The sequence below is a fragment of the Psychrobacter okhotskensis genome (genome assembly GCF_013248965.1).
Classification (GTDB): Bacteria; Pseudomonadota; Gammaproteobacteria; order Pseudomonadales; family Moraxellaceae; genus Psychrobacter; species Psychrobacter okhotskensis.
Genome location: NZ_JABRVQ010000018.1, coordinates 48,618 through 75,252 on the forward strand (window position 1 = coordinate 48,618; position 26,635 = coordinate 75,252).

At 44.4% G+C, this 26,635-nt stretch carries 24 protein-coding genes; 12 read left to right on the plus strand and 12 right to left on the minus strand.

Features of this window, described 5'->3' with window-relative positions:
• Nucleotides 1-264 precede the first annotated feature (264 nt).
• A complete protein-coding gene (locus HQR03_RS09675) occupies nt 265-621 on the plus strand; it encodes a hypothetical protein (protein ID WP_025651523.1) in 357 nt (118 codons plus the stop codon).
• Nucleotides 622-801: 180 nt separating this feature from the next.
• Here HQR03_RS09675 and HQR03_RS09680 read toward each other — a convergent pair whose 3' ends face one another.
• From HQR03_RS09680 to rpmI, 5 genes are all read right to left on the minus strand, one after another.
• A complete protein-coding gene (locus tag HQR03_RS09680) occupies nt 802-1,101 on the minus strand; it encodes an integration host factor subunit alpha (protein WP_010197859.1) in 300 nt (99 codons plus the stop codon).
• A 516-nt stretch (nt 1,102-1,617) separates the two neighbouring features.
• Complete coding sequence (gene pheT, locus HQR03_RS09685; RefSeq protein ID WP_101210939.1) at nt 1,618-4,029, minus strand: phenylalanine--tRNA ligase subunit beta; 2,412 nt, start codon at nt 4,027-4,029, stop codon at nt 1,618-1,620.
• Between the two features lie 104 nt (nt 4,030-4,133).
• Nucleotides 4,134-5,189, minus strand: a complete 1,056-nt coding sequence (pheS, locus tag HQR03_RS09690; protein WP_037026232.1) for a phenylalanine--tRNA ligase subunit alpha — start codon at nt 5,187-5,189, stop codon at nt 4,134-4,136.
• A gap of 357 nt (nt 5,190-5,546) precedes the next feature.
• On the minus strand, nt 5,547-5,903 hold the full coding sequence (rplT, locus tag HQR03_RS09695) for a 50S ribosomal protein L20 (protein ID WP_025651520.1): 357 nt from the start codon (nt 5,901-5,903) through the stop codon (nt 5,547-5,549).
• A gap of 110 nt (nt 5,904-6,013) precedes the next feature.
• Entirely contained in the window at nt 6,014-6,211 is a 198-nt protein-coding gene (gene rpmI, locus HQR03_RS09700; protein ID WP_025651519.1) for a 50S ribosomal protein L35, read from the minus strand.
• Nucleotides 6,212-6,849: 638 nt separating this feature from the next.
• Between rpmI and HQR03_RS09705 the strand changes: the two genes are divergently transcribed.
• The 7 genes from HQR03_RS09705 (at nt 6,850) to HQR03_RS09735 (ending at nt 13,179) form a co-directional block, all read left to right on the plus strand.
• A complete protein-coding gene (locus HQR03_RS09705) occupies nt 6,850-7,293 on the plus strand; it encodes a thioesterase family protein (RefSeq protein WP_025651518.1) in 444 nt (147 codons plus the stop codon).
• 153 nt (nt 7,294-7,446) lie between these two features.
• On the plus strand, nt 7,447-8,301 hold the full coding sequence (hisIE, locus tag HQR03_RS09710) for a bifunctional phosphoribosyl-AMP cyclohydrolase/phosphoribosyl-ATP diphosphatase HisIE (protein WP_173240032.1): 855 nt from the start codon (nt 7,447-7,449) through the stop codon (nt 8,299-8,301).
• A gap of 235 nt (nt 8,302-8,536) precedes the next feature.
• Nucleotides 8,537-8,806: a Sec-independent protein translocase subunit TatA gene (tatA, locus tag HQR03_RS09715; RefSeq protein WP_173240033.1), complete on the plus strand. Its 270-nt coding sequence runs from the start codon at nt 8,537-8,539 to the stop codon at nt 8,804-8,806.
• A 62-nt stretch (nt 8,807-8,868) separates the two neighbouring features.
• Complete coding sequence (gene tatB, locus HQR03_RS09720; protein WP_173240034.1) at nt 8,869-9,567, plus strand: Sec-independent protein translocase protein TatB; 699 nt, start codon at nt 8,869-8,871, stop codon at nt 9,565-9,567.
• Entirely contained in the window at nt 9,567-10,424 is an 858-nt protein-coding gene (gene tatC, locus HQR03_RS09725) for a twin-arginine translocase subunit TatC (RefSeq protein ID WP_025651514.1), read from the plus strand. Before tatB ends, tatC begins: the two co-directional genes overlap by 1 nt.
• A gap of 171 nt (nt 10,425-10,595) precedes the next feature.
• Nucleotides 10,596-12,095 carry a UvrD-helicase domain-containing protein gene (locus HQR03_RS09730; RefSeq protein ID WP_025651513.1) on the plus strand — a complete coding sequence of 500 codons (1,500 nt, stop codon included), beginning with the start codon at nt 10,596-10,598 and terminating at the stop codon, nt 12,093-12,095.
• A gap of 64 nt (nt 12,096-12,159) precedes the next feature.
• Entirely contained in the window at nt 12,160-13,179 is a 1,020-nt protein-coding gene (locus HQR03_RS09735) for a tRNA dihydrouridine synthase (RefSeq protein WP_173240035.1), read from the plus strand.
• Nucleotides 13,180-13,226: 47 nt separating this feature from the next.
• Here HQR03_RS09735 and HQR03_RS09740 read toward each other — a convergent pair whose 3' ends face one another.
• The gene (locus HQR03_RS09740) at nt 13,227-13,652 is read right to left on the minus strand and encodes an MAPEG family protein (RefSeq protein WP_173240036.1); all 426 of its coding nucleotides are present in this window, start codon (nt 13,650-13,652) and stop codon (nt 13,227-13,229) included.
• A gap of 14 nt (nt 13,653-13,666) precedes the next feature.
• A complete protein-coding gene (locus HQR03_RS09745) occupies nt 13,667-14,080 on the minus strand; it encodes an OsmC family protein (RefSeq protein ID WP_025651510.1) in 414 nt (137 codons plus the stop codon).
• 512 nt (nt 14,081-14,592) lie between these two features.
• Between HQR03_RS09745 and HQR03_RS09750 the strand changes: the two genes are divergently transcribed.
• On the plus strand, nt 14,593-15,114 hold the full coding sequence (locus HQR03_RS09750) for an RNA pyrophosphohydrolase (RefSeq protein ID WP_025651508.1): 522 nt from the start codon (nt 14,593-14,595) through the stop codon (nt 15,112-15,114).
• 151 nt (nt 15,115-15,265) lie between these two features.
• On the opposite strand, the gene HQR03_RS09755 is transcribed toward HQR03_RS09750, so the two are convergent.
• From HQR03_RS09755 to HQR03_RS09765, 3 genes are all read right to left on the minus strand, one after another.
• Nucleotides 15,266-16,360, minus strand: a complete 1,095-nt coding sequence (locus HQR03_RS09755) for an NAD(P)-dependent alcohol dehydrogenase (protein ID WP_025651507.1) — start codon at nt 16,358-16,360, stop codon at nt 15,266-15,268.
• A 417-nt stretch (nt 16,361-16,777) separates the two neighbouring features.
• Nucleotides 16,778-17,596 carry an NRDE family protein gene (locus tag HQR03_RS09760; protein ID WP_173240037.1) on the minus strand — a complete coding sequence of 273 codons (819 nt, stop codon included), beginning with the start codon at nt 17,594-17,596 and terminating at the stop codon, nt 16,778-16,780.
• Between the two features lie 488 nt (nt 17,597-18,084).
• The gene (locus tag HQR03_RS09765) at nt 18,085-19,716 is read right to left on the minus strand and encodes a DUF4139 domain-containing protein (protein ID WP_244952018.1); all 1,632 of its coding nucleotides are present in this window, start codon (nt 19,714-19,716) and stop codon (nt 18,085-18,087) included.
• A 303-nt stretch (nt 19,717-20,019) separates the two neighbouring features.
• Between HQR03_RS09765 and lgt the strand changes: the two genes are divergently transcribed.
• From lgt to HQR03_RS09780, 3 genes are all read left to right on the plus strand, one after another.
• The gene (lgt, locus tag HQR03_RS09770; protein WP_025651504.1) at nt 20,020-20,904 is read left to right on the plus strand and encodes a prolipoprotein diacylglyceryl transferase; all 885 of its coding nucleotides are present in this window, start codon (nt 20,020-20,022) and stop codon (nt 20,902-20,904) included.
• Nucleotides 20,905-21,025: 121 nt separating this feature from the next.
• Nucleotides 21,026-21,913 carry a thymidylate synthase gene (locus HQR03_RS09775; RefSeq protein WP_173240039.1) on the plus strand — a complete coding sequence of 296 codons (888 nt, stop codon included), beginning with the start codon at nt 21,026-21,028 and terminating at the stop codon, nt 21,911-21,913.
• Nucleotides 21,914-21,976: 63 nt separating this feature from the next.
• Nucleotides 21,977-22,549, plus strand: coding sequence for a dihydrofolate reductase (locus HQR03_RS09780; protein ID WP_173240040.1), 573 nt, complete (start codon nt 21,977-21,979; stop codon nt 22,547-22,549).
• A gap of 84 nt (nt 22,550-22,633) precedes the next feature.
• Here HQR03_RS09780 and uvrC read toward each other — a convergent pair whose 3' ends face one another.
• Nucleotides 22,634-24,478 (minus strand): excinuclease ABC subunit UvrC, encoded by a 1,845-nt coding sequence (gene uvrC / locus HQR03_RS09785; protein ID WP_101211430.1) that lies wholly within the window; start codon nt 24,476-24,478, stop codon nt 22,634-22,636.
• 160 nt (nt 24,479-24,638) lie between these two features.
• The gene (locus HQR03_RS09790) at nt 24,639-26,165 is read right to left on the minus strand and encodes a DUF3360 family protein (RefSeq protein WP_173240041.1); all 1,527 of its coding nucleotides are present in this window, start codon (nt 26,163-26,165) and stop codon (nt 24,639-24,641) included.
• Nucleotides 26,166-26,635 lie beyond the last annotated feature (470 nt).

Below are 26,635 nucleotides of genomic sequence, written 5' to 3' on the forward strand. Positions count from 1 at the left end.
ATCTAAAAACAGCTTGGTTTTGGTTAATTATACGTAGATTCATTGAAGTTGTTGTATTAAAAATTATATTAGATGAGCTATGTAAAATACTTTTTACAATTTTATTGTTACTCAATTGTACAAGGTCTTTTCATTTGAAAAGAAAACATATAGAATGCGTGGAAGCTGAGTAGCTGTGACTAAGACTAGTTGAATTCTGAGACATCTCGGACATTCAACCTTTGTCGCTGCTACTGCTCATTTCATTTTTCCGGAGAAAACCATATGAAACTTAAATTACTTGCTCTAGCTGGTATCATGACTGCAACTATGGGCCTTACTGCCTGTGATAGCAACAAAGAAAACGCTGCTGAAGATTTATCTGACGCGCAAGAAGAAGTGCAAGATGCTTCTGAAGAGCTAAACGAAGCTGCTGCTGAAGGCGAAGTTACTGCTGATGCTGAAGCTGCTGTTGCCGGCGCTGAAGCTGACATCGCTGATGCACAAGCTGCAACTGCTACTGACGAAATGGACGCTGAAGTTCCTGTAGACGGTACTACTACTAGCGTAGACGTAGCTAGCGAAACTGATACTGCTGTTGCAGCATCTGACGAAGTTGTTGTTGAAGAGCCAGCTCAGTAATTTTATCGTCTCGACGGTAAACATACTGTAGTAAAAAAAGAGAGCCTATGCTCTCTTTTTTTATGTCTGCTATTTAGTATATTTACAACTATAGAGCACTCATCTCAGTTTTAACAACATCGCGATATTATAAGATCTCGCAATGGCAAGCGTTAGGTAGGACTCAGTAGCTGCTATTTACTACTCATCAAATAGGCGCTCATCAACCTGTTGACGAAATTTTTGCCCTGTTTTAAAGGTGACCACACGACGTGCTGATACTGCCACGGGCTCCCCTGTCTTAGGGTTACGTCCTGGACGGCTGCTTTTATCTTTAAGCTCGAAGTTGCCAAAGCCTGAAAGCTTGACCTCGTTGCCATCAATCAAACTCTCTGACAATTCATCAAAAAAATTCTCTACCAAACAGCGGCCTTCTTGGCGTGTCAGGTTCAGATGACTCATCAAATGCTCAATCATGTCAGATTTGGTTAAGGTGCTCACAGTACGACTCCTATGCTATGTCGTGATGTCGAATATCATGGATTAGCGGTATCAGGTTAATCTTAGGGTCTGTTGAATATTCAAATATGACACTGGCAGCAGCTATTTTTTAGACAATGCGCAGTGAAATTTTGGACGCCTAGTTATTCTAGGTTAGACAATTTCGCCAGATATTGGCAAAAAATAGCCCTGCCCTGAAAGGCTGATGCTAAAATCACCCCAAACGTTGTTGTAAACCTAGCTAAGGTCTCGACATTATCGTCGGTTTACGCCTAGTTTGATGCGACTTTAGCGATCAGCAGTCCTAATATTTGAGTGTTCAACAGACCCTAGTCATTATAAAGGTTTTTTACCGTCTTTTTAATAAAGTCTGCATTAAAATCCTTTATTAATAACCACTTAACTTTTTTTACAAATAAAATCTATCGATAAGATAAAAAACGCTATAAATAGCAATGCCCTATAGCCTCACAATTATAAAGGCTACAGAGCATGCTCTACTATTAATGCTAAATGCTAGCTGTCACGCAACTTTGCAGCATGTTGCTCAGTTAAAGCTCGTACCACTTTGTCAGTCGCGGTTTTGACTGCTTCATCAGACAAGGTCTGTAACCTATCCTGCCATACCAAAGCAAAAGCCAATGAACGCTGCCCAGTTGGTACATTGTCGCCTTGATAGACGTCAAACAACCATAGGTCAGTCAATAGCTCACCTGCTGCCGTGCGTATCGTCGACTCTAAGGTCTGCAAGCTAATATCGCTATCTACTAAAATGGCAATATCACGACGTACTTGTGGAAATTTACTTGGCGTGGTAATCGCATCTTGTTCACGAGCAAGTGTTAGTAGCGGCGCAAGTGATAATTGAGCCACCCACGTAGCTGGCAAATCTAACTGCTTAGCGGTGTTAGGATGCAATTGACCCAACCAGCCGACATACTCATTATCGATATAGAGTTTTGCGCTTTGACCCGGATGCAAGAAGGCAAGCGCACTACGCTCATAGCGGATGCGGGCGCTATCGATTTGCGCTGGTAGCAATTGTTCGATGTCGTGTTTGAGGTCATAAAAGTCTAACGCACGGTTTTGATACGCTTGCTCGTCCCAAATGTCACCCACTGCGACCAATGCAATACTTGGCGTTTGTACCAATTCGCCAATACTTTGACCGACAAAGCTAAGACCCGTTTCAAAGAAACGCACGCGCGGCTGTTGCCGATTAAGGTTATATTGTACACAAGGCAATAAGCTTGATAGCAAAGTACGGCGCATCACCGCCAAGTCGCTAGAGATAGGATTGGCCAGTGCCAACACTTCTCCAAGCGCTTTATCATCGAGCAAGGCTTCTATTTTTGCATCACTAAAACTAAAGCTAATGGCTTCCATATAGCCATTATTGACCAAGGCCAGCTTCATTTCATGCGTTAAGTCCGCAGTATCGTCATAATCCATGCTGACTTGCAAATGCGGCAACACACTCGGAATATTGTCATAACCGTAAATACGGGCAATCTCTTCGATTAAGTCTTCCTTAATACTCATATCAAAGCGATACGATGGCGGCGTGCAAATCAGCCTATCGGCTTGCTGATCTACCTCAAAGCCTAATTGAGTCAAAATACGCACCATCACGGCTGGCTCAATCTCAATACCGATGACCTCACGGACTTTAGTGATTGGCAAAGTAATCGGCGTACGTGCTGGCAAGTGCTCTCTGCTTTCCACTTTTACTATTTGCCCAGCTTGACCACCAGTGACACTGGTAATCAAATCAACAGCGCGTGCCAAAGCAAGCTCTGGCAATTCAAAATCGACACCACGCTCAAAGCGTTGTGAGGCATCGGTATGCAGACCAAAACGGCGTGCACGAGCGGCAATAGCAAGCTGACTAAAGAAAGCGCTTTCTACAATAATATTGGTGGTACTGTCAGTGACACTACTACGTTGACCGCCCATGATACCAGCAAGTGCCAATGCACCTTTATCATCGGCAATGACCAATTCATCGCCGGTTAAGATAATGGTTTGCTCATTTAATAAAGTGAGGGTCTCGCTAGGCTGTGCCAAACGTACCACGATATCGCCTTCAATGGTATCAGCATCAAACGCGTGTAGCGGCTGACCCAATTCCATCAATACATAGTTGGTCACGTCAACCAAGAAGTTATGCGAGCGTAATCCTGACTGTATTAGCGCATCTTGCATCCATCTTGGGGTGTCGATGCTACGATCAATATTACTGATTGATTGTAGTAAATAGCGCGGGCACGCTTCAACTGCACTAACTGTGACAGCTGGCGTAGTAGTAGAAACGTTATCAGTAACTGCCACGTTGGCAGGAATTTTAGGCTGCTGCATCGGTAAATCGTTGATAACCGATATCTCGCGCGCAATACCGCGTACGCTGAAGCAGTCGCCACGGTTTGGGGTGATAGAGATATCTAAGATTTGATTGTCTAAGCCTAAGTATTCACGGATATCCATACCGACTGGTGCATCAGCTGGTAGCTCAAGCAGGCCATCGATATCGTCCACCAAATCAATTTCAGAAGCACCGCAGAGCATACCGTTAGAGTCGACACCACGCAGGTTGCCATTTTTAATTTTAAAGCCTTTCTTGTCATCGCTTGGGAGCACTGCCCCAACGGTCGCAACAGGTGCTTTCATACCGACGTAGACATTAGGCGCACCGCAAACGATTTGTAACAGCTCAGCGGCACCAATATTCACCTGCGTAACGCGCAGTTTATCAGCATCTGGATGTTGCTCGACGCTGATGACTTCACCGACGACCACACCACTAAAGGCACGGGCAACCGCAAAGCGATCGTCAATCTCAAGCCCTGCCATGGTAAGTTGTTCAGCCAATTGCTCACTGCTATTGTTTGGATTTACCCACTGACGTAGCCACTGTTCGCTAATTTTCATAAATATCTCGGATCAGAATTTTATAATAAAGATTTTGGATTAAAGGTTGGCGAATCAACTTGTTGTATTAACAAGGAGCACTTTTTATATGAACAAGGAGCGCTCTAGCCAAACTGTTTTAAGAAGCGTACGTCGTTTTGGAAAAACAGGCGCAAATCGTCAATGCCGTAGTACAGCATCGCAAAGCGCTCAATACCCATACCAAAAGCAAAGCCGGTGTATTTATCGCTATCAATACCGCAGTTGGTTAGCACTTGTGGATGTACCATACCGCAGCCCATGACCTCAAGCCATTTACCATTATCATCGAGGATATCGACTTCAGCAGAAGGCTCAGTGAATGGGAAAAATGACGGACGAAAACGAACAGTCAATTCTTTAGCAAAGAACGCTTCTAAGAACTCACTAATCAAGCCTTTTAGCTCAGCAAAAGTGCTCGATTCAGTAACCATTAAACCTTCTAACTGATGAAACATCGGCGAATGGGTTTGGTCCGAATCATTACGATAAACGCGACCTGGACAGATGATACGAATCGGAGGTTCATTCTTTTCCATGGTACGAATTTGCACGGGACTGGTATGCGTACGCAATAGATAGTGCGCATCGAAGTAGAAGGTATCGTGCATCGCCCGTGCTGGGTGATGCGAAGGGATATTAAGCGCCTCAAAGTTATAATAATCGCTTTCAACTTCAGGGCCAGTTGCGACATTAAAACCTGCTTGTATAAAGTACTGCTGCATACGCTGAGTAATCATCGTTACTGGATGCAAGTGACCTTTTTGGCCACCGCGAGCAGGCAAAGTGATATCAATGCTTTCGCTTGCAAGCTTAGCATTTAGTGCAGCCACTTCTAGCTGCTGCTGCTGCGCCGTCAATGCATCTTGAATACGGCTACGGACTTGATGTAACCAGCCGCCATAGGTTTTTTTGTCATCGCTACTGAGTTTACCCATCTGCTTTGACCAGCCAGTTAGCGGGCTCTTTTTGCCTGTCAATTGTACGCGCAAATCTTGCAGCGCACGTACATCAGTTACTTGTAGGATCAACGCTTCAGCAGCACTGGCCAGCTCAGTGAGCTGAGCTTCAGTTAGCTCGCTGAGCTCTGTAGACAAGGTCGGTAGCGCCGACAAATCGGTGGTAGCAGCAGGGGTAGTCATAAGACGCATTCTTCCTGATTTAAACGGACTATTAGTAATAGTGATTTATAATTGTAGGGATTTGACCAAATATTGCAAACCATTTACCCATTCATTGTAAATTAAAGACGTGTTACAGAAATGGCTTGAATATTTAGACAATGAAAAGTGCAACTTCCCTAAAAGCGTTTTACATCATAACGGTAATAAAACCGACCGTAAAATAATTTAATATAAAAAAAGCCACCGACCAGCGGTAGCTTTTATTAATATCGACCTATTAATCAATATTAGTCCTATCCATTTAGATAATCCCTTATGAGTAAGTAACTATAGATAATCACTTAACAAGCGGCATGCCTAAAGGACAGTTAATATTTATGCTAGGGCTGCTTTTGCTTTTTCGACCAAGGCTGTGAAAGTTGCTGCATCATGCATAGCGATGTCAGCAAGTACGCGACGATCAACAGTGATGTTAGCCAATTTCATGCCATTGATAAAGCGGCTGTAGCTTAAACCGTTTAAGCGTGCACCAGCATTGATACGTGCAATCCAAAGACGACGGAAAGTACGTTTTTTGTTGCGACGGTCACGATAAGCATATTGACCAGCTTTGGTCACTGCTTGTACCGCTACTCGGTAAACACGTGAACGGGCACCGTAGTAGCCTTTTGCGCGCTTCAAGATTTTTTTGTGACGACGATTCGCCTGTACACCACGTTTTACACGGGCCATAAATTACTCCAAGATATTGTTAAGCGATTAACGATGTTATGAAATGATAACCATCGTTGTCAGATTGCAAAGTCACATATTTTTAATTAAAAATAGATGACGATAGTCGACTAGAGGTATGGGCACATGCGACGAACTGCTGCTTCGTCAGATTTGTCCACCATCTTTAGACCGCGCAACTGGCGAATACGCTTAGCTGATTTCTTGGTCAAGATATGGCTTTTGAAGGCTTGCTTACGCTTAAAGCCATTCGCTGTTTTTTTGAAGCGTTTAGCTGCACCGCTTCTGGTTTTCATCTTATTTTTCATGATGATTTGCCTCTTTGTCTTTAATAGAACCTGGTCGTCAAATAGTCAATAACGAATAGTGGCTTTAAAAACAAGCACTAAACCTCTATTTGCCTCGAGGTGGGAGGCGCTATTTTAGCAGATAGTGCGCTGTTTTGCCAAGGAAAGTTTTAGCCTTACCTTAATAGGTTCTGTCTGGTTATTATTAGGGTCTATTGAACATTCAAATGTGGCACTGGTGACGGCTATTTGTGAATGTTCAATAGACCCTAGTAAATCACGATTTTTTTTGCAAATAGATTGAATGTCAGCTTGAGCTGTGCTTAAGTAGACACTAAGCGGCGCTATACCTTAAAGCGACGATAAACGACGCCATTTATCGCCTATATTTGTCTTGGATTATACGCGGCTCGTTGCTTTTGGACTGCTAGGGCGTGTCCTCATTTTAGAAATGGTCATAAAAATGAGATAAATTGCCGTCAAATGAGGAAAATAGCGCAAATAATATCAGGATATTAATCAGCTATTTGACGATGTTTGGCAAAATTTAGCCATTTTTAGCCCATTTAGATACAAGCGCTTGAATTGAGGACACGCCCTAAGCTCGCTTGCCAAGCGCTCAAAAAATTGATTATGGACAATCATTCTAGGAGAAAGCGTTGTCAAACCAAGAATTAAACTTTGATGACGGAATATTTGTGTTTGAAACGGTGATGCGCGTGCGCAATACCGAAATTGATATGGGTCAACATTTAGCCCTAGAGTCATTGACCGGTTTGCTGACGGAAGCTATGCAGCGTTTTTTATACGCCAAAGGTATTAAAGAGATTAACGCTGATCATCAAGGCTTGATTATTAATGAGTTACAGCTGAATGTTTTCAGCTGTGTACGGGCGCGTGAAGAGCTTTTGTTTGAGGTGGGCGTTGAGCCACTTTATGATAATGGCGGCAATATCGTGTTCAAAGCCACACGCATGCACAATGGCGAAATAGTGGCAAAGGCCAGACAGCATTTTGTCAATTATGACTTTCGCCTTAATAAAGTAACCACGCTGGATAATACGATTAAAAAAGCCTTGTATCCGCAGTTGTTCGAGCTCTGATAAACACTGATATAACCCATCAATTTACGTAGTCCATCAATAGACGCAAGCTATTTATTTATCTTATCAGTAGATAGCCAATACTGATATTGACTTTTATTTCTGACCACTTAATTATTGACCACTTCCTAATTATAAGACGACAGACAGATTATGACTTTACCTGCTTGGCTAACTGCCATAAAGTTTAACGCTGATGGTTTGATTCCTGCGATTGCTCAAGACCATGCGTCGGGGCGCATTTTGATGATGGCGTGGATGAATGCTGAAGCGCTTCAATTAACGGCACAAACAAAAACCGCCGTGTATTTTTCACGTTCGCGTGCCAAGTTATGGCATAAAGGCGAGTCATCAGGACATACTCAGACAGTCCATGATATTCGCTTAGATTGTGACGCAGATGTGATTGTATTGAGTGTCACTCAGGCGGGCGGCATCGCGTGTCATACTGGTCGCGAGTCTTGCTTTTATCAACGTTTGGATTTGTCTGGGCAAACGCCGCAATGGCAAACTGTCGATAAGGTATTAAAAGACCCTGCAGATATTTATCAATCAGATAAAACCGCCAGCGCTACTGATCACAACCACGATACTGCTGCGCTTAATGCGGATAATGCTAGTAACGCCGCTGAAAATCATAATACCCAAACGGACAATACCTCTATTTTGCAACAGCTTGATAAGGTATTGGCAGAGCGCAAGCAAGCAGACGCTGACAGCTCTTATGTGGCAAGCTTATACGCAAAAGGGTTGAATAAAATCCTAGAAAAAGTGGGCGAAGAAAGCACAGAGAGTATCATCGCTGCCAAAGATTTTGCCCATTGTGATGAAAATACGGACAAAGCGCAATATGACGAAGCGCGGCACGAGCTTATCTACGAAGTGGCCGACGTTTGGTTTCATACTTTGGTTGGGCTGGCATGGTTCGATATAGAGTCGGACGCGGTGTTGAATGAGCTGGGACGACGCTTTGGACTATCAGGCATCGATGAAAAAGCGGCTCGATAACTTGTGAAATCACAAAGATAACTTGTGGAACTCTAGAATAAGCATCTTCCTTGTTTGATTATTATTGCTTTCACCTTTTTGTCACCTTTCACCTTTTTGTCACAATGGTAGGTTATAATATAGCTCTTTTTAGCTTCGCATCTTACGTCTATATTTTTTGTTTAATAGATCTATATTCTATAAAATAAAGGCATTCATATATAGATATCGCAACCAAGACATTAAGGATACCATTATGGGCAGTTTTTCCATTACGCATTGGCTGATATTATTGGTGGTAGTGGTGGTCGTATTTGGCACCTCAAAGCTTAGAAATGCAGGCAAGGATTTGGGCGGTGCTGTTAAAGGCTTTAAAGAGGCAGTCAAAGACGAAAATGCAGAGCATGCCAAAAAACAGGTGGTTCTCGATCATGATGGCAATGTACACCCAACAGATCGCGCCGCAACCAATAAAGTGAAAGATAGCGATATTGACACTGTGCCTGTTGACGATAAGCACCATTGATAATACCGAGTATAGTGCTGGGTATAATACTGCTAGCATCTAGATAGTGATAATCAACCATTATGTTTGATATTGGGTTTTCTGAATTACTGCTCTTTGGCGTTATTGCCTTAATTGTCTTGGGTCCAGAAAAACTGCCCCAAGCAGCGCGTACTGCTGGGCAATGGTATGCTAAAATTCGCCGTACGGTCTCTACGTTACAGTCTGAAATAGAGGCTGAGCTTGACTTGGCTGAAACGCGGCAACAAATGCAAAAAGAGCTGGCTAAAATCCGTGAGACTGAGGCGGAGATGCGGCGTGAGATGGCAGAAATGCGCGGCAGTATGCAAGAGTTTGAGTCTTCACAGAACCAGACTCTAAAAGCTGCGCATGACCCAGACGCTGACCATGCTAATAATGACAAAGGCAATCACCAGCAAGATGCTAGCGGTCAAAAAAACACGCCATCTATCACGCCCAAGGTATTCGACTACGCCTACGGTCAGGACGAAACAGCAACAGATTCTGAGCAATTGCTGAAACACGCTACTGACGACGAAACCTCAAAAACTGCCTCTATTGCTAATACTCAACCAATTACTCAAGCCATCACCACCAAGCCATGGGAAAACATGTGGTTTCGTTTGGGCGCTTATGATAAGGCACGACGCTTACCTGCAGCGCCCTATTTACCAAACTATAAAGCAGATATGTTACTAAACCGGCCTTTAGACAGCGCTTTAAACAAACAGCTTTCTGTTAATAAGCAGGAGACTGATTAGTGGGTTTATTTAAACGCAAAAAGAGTCGCCAAGAAAAAGTCGCTGACGCAGACCGAGAGCAAGTAGCTGATACCGCGATTGATGAGGACTCTAATGACATATTAGCCTCACTCGCTGATATGCCAATCACTGAGCATCTGATTGAGCTACGCTCGCATTTAATCAAAATATGCGTGGCAGTGTTGGTCATATTTTTAGCGTTAGTTGGGTTTTCGCGCGAGCTCTATAATTTTTTATCCGATCCATTGGTCGCTCAGCTACCCGCCAATTCGACCATGATTGCCACGGATATCACCTCCAATTTCATGGCGCCGATACGCCTGACCGTTTTTGTCGCTGCCTTCTGTGCCATGCCCTATATTTTGTATCAGATTTGGTCATTTGTCGCACCGGGGTTGTATAAAAAAGAGAAAAAAATCGCGATTCCTGTGCTTGCGTCATCAATTTTTTTATTTTATGCGGGTGTGGCTTTTTCTTACTTTATCGTGCTCAAAGGCGTGTTGAAATTCTTTATCATGTTTGCGCCGCAGAATGTCTTGCCGATGACGGATATCGACAGTTATTTAAGCTTTGCACTTAAGCTGTTTATGGTGTTTGGCCTGACTTTTGAGATTCCAGTGGTGACCTTACTGTTGATATTGGTGGGCATTGTCTCCATTCAAAGCCTAGAAGAGAAACGTCGCTATATTATTGTGGGTTGTTTTGCCGTGTCAGCAGTCGTTACACCGCCTGATGGTGTGTCGATGTTGTTACTCGCCATTCCCATGTGGCTATTGTTTGAGTTAGGGCTGCTATTAGCAAAAATCTTAATCAAAGAAAAGCCTAATTCTGATTCGGCAGCCGTAGATAACGAGTAAAAAAACACAGCCCCTATAGTAATTGTTTTCGACTGTCCTCTACCCCATTTATTAGCTTAGTAGTTATTAGCCTTACTAAGCGTCATTATTGTTCGCCAGCCATTGCTTATCCAGTGGCTTTTTTTACCCCCATCGTTTTTACTCACTTTTAGTCTTTTAGGTAGTTTTATTATGTCCGCATCTATGCCAGCTTATATGAGCGATCCCACTGATGAGCAGCTGAGCGCGCTCAATATGGCGATGGATCACAAGTCATTTAAGGTGGTCGCTTATGCAGGCGCAGGTAAAACGACGACGCTCAAATTAATCGGTGAACGCCTACGTGGGCGCGGCTTATATCTAGCCTTTAACAAGGCGATTGCCAACGATGCGCGGCAAAAATTCCCCGGTCACGTGGATTGCCGTACCTTTCACTCACTCGCCTATCGTCATGTCGCCCGTGATATTACCGCCAAACTGTCATTACCACGCTTTTCACCCAAACGTCTGGGTGATGATTTAGGCTTACAACCGGTGCAAGTACGTCGGCAAATGGATGGGGTTAATAAATATATCACCCTCACGCCAGCACGCTTGTCGCGCTTCGTTAGTGATGCGGTGAACAATTTTTGTAGTACGCATGCCAGTTATCCTGCACCACGGCATATTGAATTTCCAAGTTGGCTCGATGATTCTGATGCCGAGCAGCTGCGCGAGATGCTCTACCCCGCCGTTGAGCAACGCTGGCTACAATCGATTGATGCGCGCCATCCGGCTGGTATTGGGCATGATATCTATCTTAAATTATGGGCATTATCCAAGCCCAGTATTCCTGCGGATTTCATCTTGTTTGATGAAGCGCAAGATGCCGACCCCTTAATGATGGGGATTTTGACCCAGCAGCCACGGCAGGTGATTTATGTCGGCGACGCCCATCAGCAGATTTATGAGTGGCGCGGCGCGGTCAATGCGATGAAAAAGCTGCCATTGCCGCAGACCTTGTTGACGCAGTCGTTTCGCTTTGGTGAACCGATTGCTGAGATTGCCAATACTTTGCTCAAAGCCCTGCAAGAAGACGTACCGTTAAAAGGCAATCCCAATAAGCAGTCTTCTACCGAAAAAGGCATGGTACACAGTAAAAAAGATGCCATCCTATGTCGTACCAATGCGGCAGCAATGTCGCAGCTATTGACTGGTCTCAAACTCGGTCACCGAGTGGCGCTACAAGCGGATACCGATCGTATGCTTAAGTTTTGTCAGGCAGCCGAAAACTTAAAGAATGGTAAATCGGCGTATGGCGTGCCCGAACTCGCGTATTTTTATAATTGGGGTGACGTCCAAGAATACTCTGAAACCAACGAAGGCAGTGACCTTAAAACCTTGGTTAAACTGGTCGACGACCATGGCACCAATGTTTTGAGCCAAGCCGTCAACAGCTTATCCAGTATTGAAAATGCTGACTATGTCATCTCAACCGCGCATAAAGCGAAAGGTCTTGAATGGGGAAAGGTGCAATTAGATGATGACTTTTATTATGATGTGACCACTAATGCGGTCAAAATCAGCCCAGAAGAATTGCGTTTGCTCTATGTCGCTTGCACACGCGCGCAAAGTAATTTGGACATCCATCATATCAAAGACTTGATATCAGGATTGCAGACGGGTAAAAAAGTGATTTTTGGCAATACTTAATGTTGCTCGAGCTCACCCTTTATCGCCTTTGTCATTCTCAATTTATAATGTTGACTCTCCGATCATGAATCATAATCAGCAACTTCAGACACGCCAAAACACCATACAACAGTTATTTGCTAATCCCGTTCGCCTGCTCGCGCCAATGGAAGGCTTGACCGATCCGTTGATGCGGCAAATTCTAACGCAAATTGCGACAGATTTAGGTCGTCCTTATGATTGGTCAGTCAGCGAGTTTGTTCGTGTGACTCAGCATGTCTTGCCCGCGCATGTATTTTATAGATACGTGCCGGAGCTGCATCATGATGCTAAGACTACCTCAGGTACGCCCATTCATGTCCAGTTGCTCGGTAGTGAAGCGCAGCTGATGGCAGAAAATGCGGCATACGCTTGTGAGCTTGGTGCGCCGGCGATTGATATTAACTTTGGTTGTCCTGCCAAAACGGTAAACAGCCATCGCGGTGGCTCGATACTGTTGGATGAGCCTGAAGTGATGTACGATATTATCAGTGCCGTGCGTCAAGCCGTACCTACTGACATTCCAGTCTCAGCCAAAATACGTTTGGGCTATACCGACACCAGTCGTATGGATGACATCAAAGCTGCAATTGCTACAAGTGGTGCAGACTGGCTAACCATTCACGCACGAACAAAAACCCAAGGCTATAAACCGCCAGCCTATTGGGATAAAATCCAAAACTTTTACAACTTAGATATTCCCGTCATTGCCAATGGTGAAATATGGAACGCCGAGCATGCACAGAATTGTATGATGCAAGCGGGGACCAATCATTTGATGTTAGGTCGCGGCGCGGTTACTCGTCCCGATTTGATTGCACAGGTTGATGGCCATAATAATGATACAGCAACGTTGACCGCCTTAGCATGGGAAGATTTAATCGGGCATCAGATTAAGTTTTTAGAAGGTGCCGCGAAAAGTGATGTGGTGTTGGTCGGGCGTTATAAACAATGGTTAGCGATGCTCACCAAAGGCTATAGCGAGGCAAAGATATTATGGGACAGTATAAAACGAGAAAAAAATAAAGCAGCTATTATTAGCGCACTACGAATGAGTGTCCGATAATAATACCTGCCTTTATTCTAAACTGGTCTTTCGATAAAAAACGAACGCTAGACGCTTACCCGAATGGCCAGATAAAAAAGCATCAAACAACAAGCAATTGATAACACCCAAAGTATCGAGCGAAACGTTGCCAAATTAGTAATGTAAGCCACGCAATAGCCAACCCGAATAAGCACATAAAGCCAAGCCAGCATGTTGATAATTGATTGCGGTACAAAGAACAACATCGCCACTAATACCGCTGCCAAAAATACGGGTAATGTCTCATAGCTGTTTTGCTGAGCGGCATTAGCACGTGCTGCTGCGCCAGTCGTACTGTGTAAAAAGTCACGCGGATGCGCATTGTCAGCCAAGTTAAAGCCACCAATGGCTTTCGCAGTCAGTGCCATAGCGAGTGGTAACAGACTTGCCACCACCATCGCCCAAATCGCTGACGCTGCGGTATTAGGGATCAACCCAAAGAGTGCATTCATTAGTCTATTTGCCCCTACCCTGCAATCACTTCAAAATCATGGGTAATATTCACCCCACCTTGTACCAACATTCTACTGGCCGAGCAGTATTTTTCTGCTGATAAATGAATCGCCTTTTCAACTTGTTTATCTTTGATATCTTGACCAGTCACCACAAAATGCATATGAATGTCAGTATAGACAGCTGGGACGGTTTCAGCACGCTGAGCTGTCAGCTCACAACGCACGTCTGTCACTGCTTGACGTGACTTTTGTAAAATCGCTACCACATCGTAGCTCGCACAACCACCTAGCCCTAGTAGGATTAGCTCCATGGGACTGGAACCCTTCTCTTTATCGGCATCGATTTGAACGTTATGTCCCGATGGGGACACGCCCATAAAGGCTTTATTTTCTTGCCACGTAACGCTTGCTTTTGACTCTGACATGTTAGATTACCCTTATTTTAATGTGTGATTTAAACGTTTTTTATTGGCTGAATATTTTATTTTTGCTTGAGATTAGCCCACTTACCATTTAGGGTTCAGATTGAGGACACGCCCTAGTGTAGCATAAGCTAAAACGAGATTTTAAAAAGCCACTGTCTTAGATTATTACCCTGAGCGTTTGATGAGTCTATTTTTGAGTGTTCACTTTGGCTAGTGAGATTTATCGTTCTGCTCTGAATATGTCTTTTTAAATATAACTTAGATTTATCGTTATGGCGTCTAAAATTTACCTACAAAAATCCATTTATAACTGTCTGATTTTAAAGGGTTAAACTCGTGAAACATTTTATAGCAAAATACTGTTACACATTTTGCTTGTTTCTTGGTTTAATAACGGTAATGAATCTTATTTTTACCTGATATTGATAACTGTCACCCTATAATAATTATGATTGCTATCGTTGTGTCATGTTGAAATAAGCTATTTTTAGACAAATTAAAAAGGGTTAGTCATGATAGATGCAGACGGCTTTCGCGCCAATGTCGGCATCATCTTGGCAAATACACAAGGGCAGGTTCTGTGGGCAAAACGTATTGGTCACAACGCTTGGCAGTTTCCTCAAGGCGGTATCGACCGCGGGGAGACGCCGATGGATGCAATGTATCGCGAGCTCTGGGAAGAGGTCGGTTTACATCCGCGTCATGTAGATTTATTGGCAGTCACGCAAGATTGGTTGCGTTATCGGCTGCCGAAACGCTATGTGCGTCATGGACAGCACCCTTTGTGTATTGGGCAAAAACAAAAGTGGTTTTTGCTGCGCTTAGATGAGCCAAATACTCAACATATCCGCTTTGATGAGGGAAAACCGGAATTTGACCATTGGCAATGGGTCAGCTACTGGTATCCACTCGGACAAGTGATTCACTTTAAACGCGGGGTATACCGTCGTGCTTTGCAAGAGCTGGCACGTGAATTACCGCTTAAACAAGAACTGATTATCCCTGAGCAGACCAACCATTTGCTTCTTACCTAGCCTCTGGTTTATTGTTTGTTTGGTAGTGAATATAAAAAATCCTGCATCTATTATGGATGCAGGATTTTTTATATTTAAAATAGCTAGGGCGTGTCCTCAATTCAACTGATAACAATCTAAATGGTGATGAAAATGAGGACACGCCCTAGATTTATGGTTTGATGGCAACCTTTAGTACGCCATCACGTTGATGCATAAATAAGTCATAGGCTGCAACAATATCGTCTAGCGCGTAGGTATGTGTGACCATTTCAGATAAATCGACACGCCCTGACTCCACCACATTTAATAGACGACGCATCCGTTCTTTACCACCCGGGCACAAGGCGGTGCGGATAGTATGATCACCAAGACCTGCTGCAAAGTGTGACATGGGGATGCTTAAGTCTTCTGAATAAACGCCAAGGCTTGATAGCGTACCGCCTGGTTTTAAAATTTTCAGACATTGTTCAAAGGTAGATTGTAAGCCCAATGCTTCGATACTGCTATCAACCCCGCGACCCGCAGTAATTTTCATAATCTCGTCAACGATATCCACTTCGTTAAAATTGAGGGTAATATCGGCCCCCAGTTTCTTAGACATCGCTAAGCGCTCGTTATTGCCATCAATAGCGATAATGGTAGACGCCCCTCTCAGCTTGGCACCAGCAGTGGCGCACAATCCAATTGGACCTTGCGCAAATACAGCCACGATATCGCCAATTTTGATATTGGCATTTTCAGCACCCTTAAAACCAGTAGACATGATGTCTGGGCACATCAGCACTTGCTCATCAGTCAGCCCATTAGGCACAGGCGCTAGGTTGGCCTGCGCATCGGGTACTAAAACGTATTCGGCTTGCGTGCCATCGATGATATTACCGAAGCGCCATCCGCCAGTCGCTTTATAACCATGACAAGGACAAGTCCCGTCTGGCCCGATGTAACCACCATCTTGTGAAGGAAAGCCATCTTGGCTGGCATAAGAAGTAAAACTTGGGCAAATCGCGCCAGCAATCACTCGTTGACCTTCTTCATAACCCATCACCGCACTACCGAGCTTTTCGATAATACCGACTGGCTCATGACCAATGGTCAACCCTTGAGCAACGGGATACTCACCCTTAAAAATATGAATATCGGTGCCGCAAATGGTCGTTGTAGTGATTTTTATAAGAGCGTCATTGGGCCCAACATCGGGAATTTTCTTCTCTGCAATTTCAATTTTACCTGGCGCAACAAATATTAGTGATTTCATCATACTCATGTCACACTCCTTGTTTTGACACTGTTTTCACACTGTTTTGACACTTATTTGATTCATACTAGGGCGTGTCTTCATTTCAAAAATGGTGATAAAAATGAGATCAATTGCCGTCAAACAAGAAAAATAGCGTAGATAATATCGGGATATTAACCAGCTATTTGACAATGTTTGGCAAGGTTTATCCATTTTTAGCCCATCTAGATGAGTATTGAATGAATTGAAAACACGCCCTGACTGTCATTTAATAGTCAGTAATTGCATTAGATACTAGCAGTAAATTCTAAGCCCCTACTCAGTGAGTGTAAGCCATAAGCGCGACACTTTAAAGCAAAAACCACAATTACTTTAGGGTTTTTAAAATTGCCTACTGGTTCGTGTGAGAACAAGGGTGCATATGACTGAAAATAAGTGATTGTTTTATTCACCAACTGCTGAGTGTGGGTACTCGCGACTGACAATCTGAGCTGTAAAATTTGAGCCTTTATCCTCATCACGCAACGTTAAGATACTTTGAGTGCGAGTGCCATAAGTTGGTACGTTCTTAGCACTATCGCCAAAAGCGACAGGCTCGATGTAAACAGAAGACAAGGTTTGCTCAATCTCATTGGTCATGCCAGTATCTGGCAGCTTGTCCGCTGGTGCTTTGATATTATCTGACAGCACCTCAAAGGCCGCCTGTTGCCAGTATGCAGGTGAGCTATTCTCAGCAATCAAGGGCAATACTTCTTGCCGCAGTCTGCCACGTAGGCGCTCAGTTTTGAACCAGCTATCCTCTGGCTGACCGTTAGAGATAACGTGCAATCCTGCATGTAAGGGCGTGGGAGCATGACCACGATTATTTACGAGGACCGCTTGGGTCGCATCACCTATAATTAAATTGAAGCCAGCATAGTCTTGCAAACTGATTTGCCGTGCAAACTCTATCGGGCTTAGCGTACTGGTCAAGAAATCGGTGACCAGTTCACCACGTGAGCGTTCGTCATTACTTGCCTGCACGCCATCGCGAAAGTTCAATACCGCTGCCCAACGTCCGTTTTGCTCATATAAATCGTCATATGACTTTTGATAGATACCTAACCAAGTGCCGCCGCTTTGTTTATCGCGTCCGGCATAGATAGGGTGATCAGCCCATTGATGTAACGGCTCGGTTGGGCGCTGCAAAAACTCATCGCGATTGGACAATAAAACCAAAGGCAGCTCATCAAATAATTGCCAAGCAATGGCGACGATACACATAGCATTCCTTTTATATGATTATTATATAATCGTTCCGATATCAAAAAGGGTCGTTCAAAATAGCGTCCTGCTGGTATAAATTTTCCTAGCTTGCTGTGCGCTTCGCACTCCAGAGGCTTCAAAAAATTTATCCTAACAGCACTCCCATCGGTATTATATTTTTTTCAATTGAATCGATTATATAGGGTCTGATGAACATTCAAATGTGGTACTGGCAGCGTCTAGTTTTTAGACAATACGCAGTGAAATTTTTGACGACTAGTCGTTCTAGGTTAGACAATTTCGCCATGTATTGGCAAAAAATAGCCCTGCCCCTGCTTGTATACTTGGGGCTGATGCTAAAATCACCCCAAACGTTGTTGTAAACCTAGCTAAGGTCTCGACATTATCGTCGGTTTACGCCTGATTTGATAAAAGGTTTGGGACGATTTTAGCGATCAGCAGTCCTAATATTTGAATGTTCAACAGACCCTAGCTCTTATTTAGCATTAATTGGTGTTTAACTGCTTATCAGCCGGATAGCTAATTTGATAAGTAGACTGCATCACTTGCGACTGTTTACTCGGCAAATCAAACTCCCAAGCGACCATACCTTTATTGTCATTCCAGTCTTTTTGGCTCACTGCTGGGGTGTGCGTCGCAGTGACCTTAATACTGTCATCACTGCTAACCGGCTCACTACCCAAGACTTGTAAATGCACGCTACGATTGTGCTGATTGGTGAACTGATAGGCTTGGATGGTCGTTCTGGTTTGCTGACGATTAAACACGCCTTTATCACCTTGTTTGTCTTCATCAGTGAGTTGCTTGACCAGCATACTGGGATCGATGCCAAAACCAATACCCTGCTCTTTTAGATTCTGGTAGCTATAGCGCGATTGCCCGACATAGTTGTCATCACGGTACAATTGCAAAGAGCCATCGACCCAAGCCGGAGTCAAGAACGGCGCGGATGCGTACCAGTAGCCAGCGGCTTCCACACTCGGGGTACTACGAATCCACAGCTTGCTACTGCCTGATTGCTCATCAATAACCGTCCGTACCCGCCTGCCATCACTTGGAATACTAATACGCTGCGGCAGTCGATATTCGGTGATGCCGTTTTTATTCTGACTGCTCACGCTAAAGCTCGGTAGCGGTGGCATCTCTGCAGCCCCTGCTCCGCCATAGCTATCACTACCTACAACAACGACTGGAGCAGACTCCATCATAGGCTGTGCATAGCGTGACAATTTACTATTTGGCTGTTCTTCATATAATGACAAGCGCTCGACTCTTGGTAGTTGGCTGGTCGTGGTTTGAGTGGGATTAACTGAGCTTAATACCAAAGGAACCTTTAGCCAATTCTCCCCTGTTTGCTGGGCAATAACGGCAGAGGCGATGATGTTTAATTGTTTGCTCTCCGTATTGAGACGTGCTTGATAGGTCGGCTCCCAACTGGCGCCGCGCACTTGATAATGCAGCTTGACGCTGCTTGGCGAACGACTTGCGACGCGCACACTCACTTGCGTCACACTATCCTGTGCTTGAGTTGTACTGCCGGCCATCAGCTGGTTCAGCGTATCTTGCGCGCGCGCTTGGCGCTGCTGAATATTCAAAATTCTTTTATTGATACTGGCCGCTTGCGTCTCTACCTCACGCGCACTATCGGCAAGGCTACTCTCTGTACTCATTTGCGTGACCTTGGTAAGGTTTTGCAAGTAGGCTTTTGCTAAGCGTGCCGCCTCTAACTCCGCATTAATCGCGTCCAAATTATTCTGCTGCGTCTGTACGTTGGCATCACCTTGATATTGACACTGTGCCGCTTGTTCAGCGCTTAAGGTTTCGATGCTGACTTCGCCAATATTAACGTCATTAGCCGCTTGCACACTCAGGCTGTCTTTATCGATATAAGGGGATAAACAAGAAAAAACCAGCGTTTGCTCGCCACTATTAGTAATGGGTAACGCACGGGTGACACTGGCTAAGCCTTGATAAATCGTCACTTGCTCAATACTGCTATTGGCTGCCTGAGCAGGAGTCACACTTAAAGCCACTATGCCAAATAAACTCAGCGACATTAACCGCGTTTTAGCAATCAACTTAGATGATATTGCCACTTTGGATAAATCAGCTTGCATAATCATTCCTTAAAAGTACGTTTAATCCATTAATAGGTTTCATTAGCGCAAGCCCATGCTCTGTAACGCTTTATTAAACATGATGCTATATTTATTATAATCGTTATTCTAAGCATTATTTCTTAAAGCACTTTTCTCAAGGAGCTCTTTTATATCTTAGCGGTTTTCTATCTTTCTTTCTAGATGTTACCAGTAGCAGATAAGTTGTTACGATGGGATTCGCCTAATAGTAATTTGGTATGCCTAACAAACTATTTTTGCTATTATGACCCACATTCTATTATCAATAATAATGATATCCTTATGATGATTCATCCGCAATATGACCCTGTCGCGCTGTCCTTGGGTCCGGTAGAAGTACACTGGTACGGACTGATGTATTTATTGGCCTTTGCCGCGGCGTTCGGTCTAGCATGGTATCGCAGTACCAAACGCGACAGTTGGACCACCGATATGGTCTCTGATTTGGTCTTTTATGGCGCGCTTGGTGTCATTTTAGGTGGTCGGATCGGTTATGTGTTGTTTTATCAGTTCGGCGAGCTGTTGCAAAATCCGGCGTACCTTCTCAAGGTTTGGGAAGGCGGTATGTCATTCCACGGTGGTTTCATCGGCGTGATGCTCGGTATGTGGTTCTTCGCCCGTAAATATAAGAAGACACCTTTTCAAGTCTTTGACTTTATCGTTCCTTGTGTACCGACGGGCTTACTGTTCGGTCGCATCGGCAACTATATCAATGGGGAGCTGTGGGGCCGTGTCTCTGATGGCGGCTATAACTGGCTGACGTATTTCCCGCAAGCGGCCGCCTTTGATATGCAGCAATTACAGACCAATCCTGAGCTACAAGAATTGATGCTTGAGGTAAATGGACAGTATTTATTGCCGCGCCACCCATCGCAGTTATACGAAGCCTTAGCAGAAGGACTGCTATTGTTCCTTTTCTTATGGTGGTATTCATCGAAGCCGCGCCCGCGTATGGCTGCGACGGCTGTATTCTTGTTGGGTTATGGTATTAGCCGCTTTATCATCGAATTCTTCCGCCAGCCAGATGCTGACCAAGGGTTTGTGTTGTTGGGTTGGATGACCAAAGGTCAAATACTCAGCGCACCGATGATTATTGCAGGCTTCATCCTACTGATTTATGCTTACAAACGCGGTATCTATGACTGGGGTAAGCAAGCGGCTTATTAAGCATTATTTTGTATAAAGCAATCTTGTATAAAGCAATCTTGTATAAAGCAGTACTTTGCCCCAAAAACCCTGTTAATCACTATATCAATGATGCGTTTTAGCAGCGTAGAAGAGTAACTTTATGAGCACTAGCAACTCCATTAGTCACCACAAGCAGAGTAAAAATGAGCAAGCCTACTTGGATTTGCTGCGTCAGGTTATGAGTGAAGGCACTGAAAAAGGCGATCGCACGGGCACGGGTACTCTCAGTCACTTCGGCGCGCAGCTGCGTTTTGATTTGGCAGAAGGCTTTCCGCTGCTGACGACTAAAAAAGTGCATTTTAAGTCTATCGTTTATGAGCTACTGTGGTTTTTAAGCGGTAGTACTCACGTTGATTACTTACAAGTAAATGGCGTGCGTATTTGGAATGAATGGGCAACGGCTGAGCAGACGGCGCGCTTTAATCGTCCTGCTGGGGATTTAGGGCCCGTTTATGGTCATCAGTGGCGCAATTATGGCGCGAGTAAGCGTGACGATGGCAGCTATAATAACGATGGTGTCGATCAAATCACCCAAGTCGTTGAGCAAATCAAGACCAATCCCAATTCACGACGCTTGATCGTCTCCGGCTGGAATCCCGGTGAAGCAGAGCAAGTCGCTTTGCCACCTTGTCACACACTATTTCAGTTCTTTGTCGCGGACAATAAACTGTCCTGCCAGCTCTATCAGCGCTCAGCGGATTTATTCCTCGGTGTGCCGTTCAATATCGCTAGCTATGCGCTGTTGACCCATATGGTCGCGCAAGTTTGCGGACTAGAGGTTGGTGAATTTATCTGGACGGGTGGCGATTGTCATATTTACCAAAACCACCGTGAGCAAGTCGAGCTGCAACTGACACGTGAGCTCTATACGCTTCCAACATTAACACTTAACCCTGATGTTAATGATATTTTTGCTTTTAAATATGAAGATATTAGCGTCGATAGCTACGAGTCGCATCCTGCTATCAAAGCAAAGGTTGCTGTATAGCATTTGTCTGACTAAATATTTTAAATAAGAATAGCATTTTATAGATAATAAAAAGGATACCTTATGAGTTATGCCCACACTGAAGTCGCCCAAATTGCTGCTATCAGTAGCAATCGTTGTATCGGTAAAGACAATGCACTGCCGTGGCATATCTCAGCAGACTTGCAGCACTTTAAAAAAATGACGACCAAAGATAACGATGGCGCTATTCAAGGTATCGTCATTATGGGGCGTAAGACTTTTGAGTCAATGGGCAGCAAGCCGTTGCCAAAGCGGGTAAGCTTTATCATCAGCGCTCAGATGGATTATGCTGATCAACAAGGCCTTGTGGGCAAAAACAACGCTTATGTCGTACATAATTTAGATGATGCCTTAACGCAGGCGGCAAGTCTGGCACATGGGGCGCACCTTGATACGATTTGGGTCATTGGCGGTGAGCGGGTATTTAAAGAAGCGATGATGTATACCGATCGCATTGAGCTGACTCATGTAGATACCGAAATCGCTGATGGTGAAGCCTTTTATCCTAAAATACCAAATGACTTTACAGTGGCAGAAGAGTCTGAGCAGATGCACGATGAAAAGAGTGATTTAGATTTTAGATTTGTGACTTATAAAATAAAAGCTGCTGAATAACTGTCGCTCACTCATTAGAAATGATTGAAAAATTGGGGCTGTCTTAGATATTTCTAGGACAGCCCTTTTTTACGATCAATCAGATTACTCATGCAATACTTTATAAACCGTTTTCGCCAAAATGGGACCAATCCCCTGCACACCTGCCAGCTCTTGTTGTGATGCTCCAAGCAATTGCTGCATTCCGCCAAAGTGATTCAGCAAGTCACGACGACGCTTTTCACCAAGCCCCGGTATGACCTCTAGCACTGATGATGAACGGCGCTTATCACGCTTCTTACGGTGCGCTGTGATGGCAAAACGATGGGCTTCATCACGAACGTGCATCAATAAATGCAACGCCTTGCTATCCATTGGCAAATCAAGCGGCTCATGATCGATAAAGTGCAATACTTCAAGTCCGGCCTTACGCCCCTCACCTTTTGCCACACTAATGAGCAGCGTATCATTAAGAATACCCAACTCGGTCAATACCTCTTTAGCGATGCCAAGTTGACCTTTACCACCATCAATCAGCAATAAATCAGGCAGCGGCTGCTTCTTATAACGCCGTGTCAGCACTTGCTTCATCGCGGCATAGTCATCGCCACCGACAATATCATGGATGGCATACTGACGATAATCACGGCGACGTGATCCACCTTGGTCAAAGACAACGCAGCTACCGATGGTCGCCTCACCCATCGTATGCGAGATATCAAAGCATTCAATTCTATCAATCGTTCGCTCAGTGACATCGGCCAATACGTCTTTCAATGCGCCAAAGCGCGAATGCAGCTCTAAATAATCACCCAACTTAGTCTTAAGCGCATTATTCGTGTTCAATTTTGCCAAATCTAACCATTCGGCACGATGTTCACGTACGTTGGTTTTGATGACGACTTTGCTACCAAAATGGCTGGCCAGCGCTTCACTCACTGCAACTTGATCAGGTAGCTCATGAGTTAACATAATTTCTGCTGGCAAGTCATCCGTCACCTGAAAGTAGAACGAGGTAATAAAGGCAGATAAATTATCAGCAAGCGGCTCGCTACTATCGACGTCAGGAAAATAGTTCTTACCGCCAAGCACACGCCCGCCACGGACGGTCAGTACGTTGACACAGGTCATGCCTGCCTGACTGGCAATAGCAATCACATCGGCCTCGCCCTGCACAGTATAAACGGCTTGCTTAGCTTGGACTTCACGCAGCATAGACAGCTGGTCACGATAAAAGACCGCCTTTTCAAAGTCTAATTCTTCGGCGGCACCTTCCATCTTTTCAATCAAAGCACTATGAATGTCGCTAGAGTCGCCTTTGAGAAAGCGAATGGTGTTATTCACATCCTCTGCATATTCTTCTGGCGATACCAAGCCCACGCAGGGCGCACGGCAACGCTTAATCTGATACTCAAGACAAGGGCGCTTACGTTGCTTGAAAAAGGTATTGGTACATTGGCGCATCTGAAACATTTTTTGCATCAAAACCAATGTCTCTTTTGCCGCGTGAGCAGAGGGAAAAGGCCCAAAGAAGCGACCTTTTTGGTGATTGCCCTTACCGCGTCCATACGCCAGCCGTGGATAAGGCTTATCCGCTGAAATAAACACATACAGATAAGATTTGTCATCACGCAGTAGCACGTTATAAGGCGGACGGTACTCTTTAATCAGGTTTTGCTCGAGTAGTAGCGCTTCGGTCTCACTACGGGTAATAATGGTCTCTATATTATGTATCCGCGCCACCAATGCCCGTGTTTTTGGATGATCAATCGTCTTAGCGAAGTAGCTGTTGACGCGACTTTTTAGCGATTTGGCTTTACCGACATATAAAATATCGCCATTCTTACCCAGCATTTTATAAACACCTGGCAAATTTGGCAGGCGCTGAATCAAATGCTTTAGACGGGCTTTTTTATCATCGACGGGACTTGTTTCTGAGACGGTTACCATAGAATTTATTGTTCTCAAGATACTGATATATAGCTGTTTATGGGGCGATAGCGAAAGTTTTGCAAGGCAACTATCAGTGTAACGTCAGACAGAAAAAAAGCCAGCACCAAGCTGACTTTTTCTATAGTTTAAAATGCTACTTGTATTTTATAAAGCGCTGCTAGTGGCGAAAATTAGACATTAGCGCTGGAATACCCGGTAACATACCGACAATAGCCATCACGCCAGTCAATATCACAAAAGTAATCACAGGAATAATCCAACGGCTCATCTTTGATAAATTCGCACTACGTTCTTTAGAACCAATTAACCCTAGATTATCAAGCACAAGGGTAATCGACCAACCAAAGGCAGGATTCACCAGTGCCGATGCAAAGACGACAATCGCAGCAGACTGCGTGGTTTTTCCTTCGCGTGTCATCTCCATACCTGCCTCAAGTAACGGAATAAAAACGCCGACAATCAGTGCCACACACATCACGGGCTCCCAAATAGCCAAGTCCATTGGATAGCCCCAGATACCTGCGATAACACAGAACAACCCTGTCAATACGGCACCTGCAGGAATAGGACGCTTAGCAATCGCTGCTGGCACAATATATGTACCCCATGATGAGGCAAAGTTTGCACCGCCCAATACTGAGCCTGCCACCTGACGAATAGAGGCACTGGTCATCGTATCATCGATATCCATTAACACACGCTCAGTGCGTTTTGGATAGCTGATTTTTTGGAACACCTGATGCCCTAAAAAATCTGGCGACCACATCGCCACTGCTAATACTGCAAACGGTAGCACCACGATAAAGCTTTCAACGGTTGGCAGACCAAGCATCCAACCTGTATCTTCACCCCACCAATACATTGGGCTCATATTTGGTAAGCCTGGCCCTGTTTCAAAAGCAAAGGGTGCGCCCATGGCAAAGGCTACTCCACCACCTAACAAGCAGCTAAGTGGCACTGCCAGCCAACGCTTTTGGAAGTTCTCTAACACCGCATACAGTATAATGGTCAATAAAATCACTACGAAGGCAATATGCGCCATGCCGATGCCTTCTGCCCAAGCAAAGAGGTTTTTGACTTGTGAGGTAGTACCAATAAAGCCTAGATAAAGCAATAAACCACCGCACACACCTTTACTGGTCAAGTTTGCCAGTAGACTCCCCCCTTTGCTAATCGCCAGTAATAAGCCAAAAGCACCGATGAGCAGACCAAAAGCCATCGGATGCCCACCAGCGGCAACCACGATAGGGATGAGCGGAATCAGTGGACCATGCGTACCAGCAAGGTTGGCGGTCGGTAGCAGAAATCCTGAGAATAAAATAACGAAGAACGAGACAATCAATAGCTCATAACGGACATTTTCTAGGACAAAAGCATCGCTTAACCCAAGTGGCCCTGCAAAAGTGGCGGCAATAGCGCCCACCATAACCACTTTACCAATGGTCGCTGCCATCGCCGGAATGGTATCTTCATACTCAAAACGATAATCACGGAACGGCAAGTTCATGCGCCAGCGTTTTGGCTGCATAATCTGTAGTTCATGATTGAGATAATCATCACGGCTATCAAAGCTTGAGCTTGGCTTATGCAAATCAACATAGCTGCCTGATAGGTCGTTGTGGTTATCGGACGAATTTGGCGGTTGCGCATCGGACCCTGAAACGGGAATCTGGAGGTCACTCATCACACTTCCTTATGTCGACTGATGGGTTTATGCCCTACCGATTTATTTGGCTAGTGCCTGATAAATCCAATCGGTCAAAGCAAATTTGCGGGTATTGTAAGTCATCGACCGCCATAATGCGAGTTTTTATTGTTTAAAAGAGACCATTTGTATCATTATTAATGGCATATAATGATGAACATAACCATGTGATGAAGAGATAAAATAAAAAAGTATAATATTGTGTAACGAACGTACTAATAGAAAATAATCGAGTACTTATGATATATTTTAAGATGAAAAATTGGCTTTAAAAACTCTGTCACTTATCTACTGCACTATAATTAAGAATTTGCTGGGTAAAACTGGTTTTTATATAGCTTAGATTAACACATGAAGTGCAATACCAAATATGAGGTGAAAAAAAGACCTAGATGCGCTAGCATCAAAGTCTTTATCCACCGACCAAAGTGAGATTGCAACCATGAACT

Bases quoted from the DNA above. Each gene is read 5' to 3' on its own strand.
- HQR03_RS09675 (WP_025651523.1), top strand. From the start codon at position 265: ATGAAACTTAAATTACTTGCTCTAGCTGGTATCATGACTGCAACTATG.
- pheT (WP_101210939.1), bottom strand. From the start codon at position 4,029: ATGAAAATTAGCGAACAGTGGCTACGTCAGTGGGTAAATCCAAACAAT.
- pheS (WP_037026232.1), bottom strand. From the start codon at position 5,189: ATGACTACCCCTGCTGCTACCACCGATTTGTCGGCGCTACCGACCTTG.
- rplT (WP_025651520.1), bottom strand. From the start codon at position 5,903: ATGGCCCGTGTAAAACGTGGTGTACAGGCGAATCGTCGTCACAAAAAA.
- rpmI (WP_025651519.1), bottom strand. From the start codon at position 6,211: ATGAAAAATAAGATGAAAACCAGAAGCGGTGCAGCTAAACGCTTCAAA.
- hisIE (WP_173240032.1), top strand. From the start codon at position 7,447: ATGACTTTACCTGCTTGGCTAACTGCCATAAAGTTTAACGCTGATGGT.
- tatA (WP_173240033.1), top strand. From the start codon at position 8,537: ATGGGCAGTTTTTCCATTACGCATTGGCTGATATTATTGGTGGTAGTG.
- tatB (WP_173240034.1), top strand. From the start codon at position 8,869: ATGTTTGATATTGGGTTTTCTGAATTACTGCTCTTTGGCGTTATTGCC.
- HQR03_RS09730 (WP_025651513.1), top strand. From the start codon at position 10,596: ATGTCCGCATCTATGCCAGCTTATATGAGCGATCCCACTGATGAGCAG.
- HQR03_RS09735 (WP_173240035.1), top strand. From the start codon at position 12,160: ATGAATCATAATCAGCAACTTCAGACACGCCAAAACACCATACAACAG.
- HQR03_RS09740 (WP_173240036.1), bottom strand. From the start codon at position 13,652: ATGAATGCACTCTTTGGGTTGATCCCTAATACCGCAGCGTCAGCGATT.
- HQR03_RS09745 (WP_025651510.1), bottom strand. From the start codon at position 14,080: ATGTCAGAGTCAAAAGCAAGCGTTACGTGGCAAGAAAATAAAGCCTTT.
- HQR03_RS09750 (WP_025651508.1), top strand. From the start codon at position 14,593: ATGATAGATGCAGACGGCTTTCGCGCCAATGTCGGCATCATCTTGGCA.
- HQR03_RS09755 (WP_025651507.1), bottom strand. From the start codon at position 16,360: ATGAGTATGATGAAATCACTAATATTTGTTGCGCCAGGTAAAATTGAA.
- HQR03_RS09760 (WP_173240037.1), bottom strand. From the start codon at position 17,596: ATGTGTATCGTCGCCATTGCTTGGCAATTATTTGATGAGCTGCCTTTG.
- HQR03_RS09765 (WP_244952018.1), bottom strand. From the start codon at position 19,716: ATGCAAGCTGATTTATCCAAAGTGGCAATATCATCTAAGTTGATTGCT.
- lgt (WP_025651504.1), top strand. From the start codon at position 20,020: ATGATGATTCATCCGCAATATGACCCTGTCGCGCTGTCCTTGGGTCCG.
- HQR03_RS09775 (WP_173240039.1), top strand. From the start codon at position 21,026: ATGAGCACTAGCAACTCCATTAGTCACCACAAGCAGAGTAAAAATGAG.
- HQR03_RS09780 (WP_173240040.1), top strand. From the start codon at position 21,977: ATGAGTTATGCCCACACTGAAGTCGCCCAAATTGCTGCTATCAGTAGC.
- uvrC (WP_101211430.1), bottom strand. From the start codon at position 24,478: ATGGTAACCGTCTCAGAAACAAGTCCCGTCGATGATAAAAAAGCCCGT.
- HQR03_RS09790 (WP_173240041.1), bottom strand. From the start codon at position 26,165: ATGAGTGACCTCCAGATTCCCGTTTCAGGGTCCGATGCGCAACCGCCA.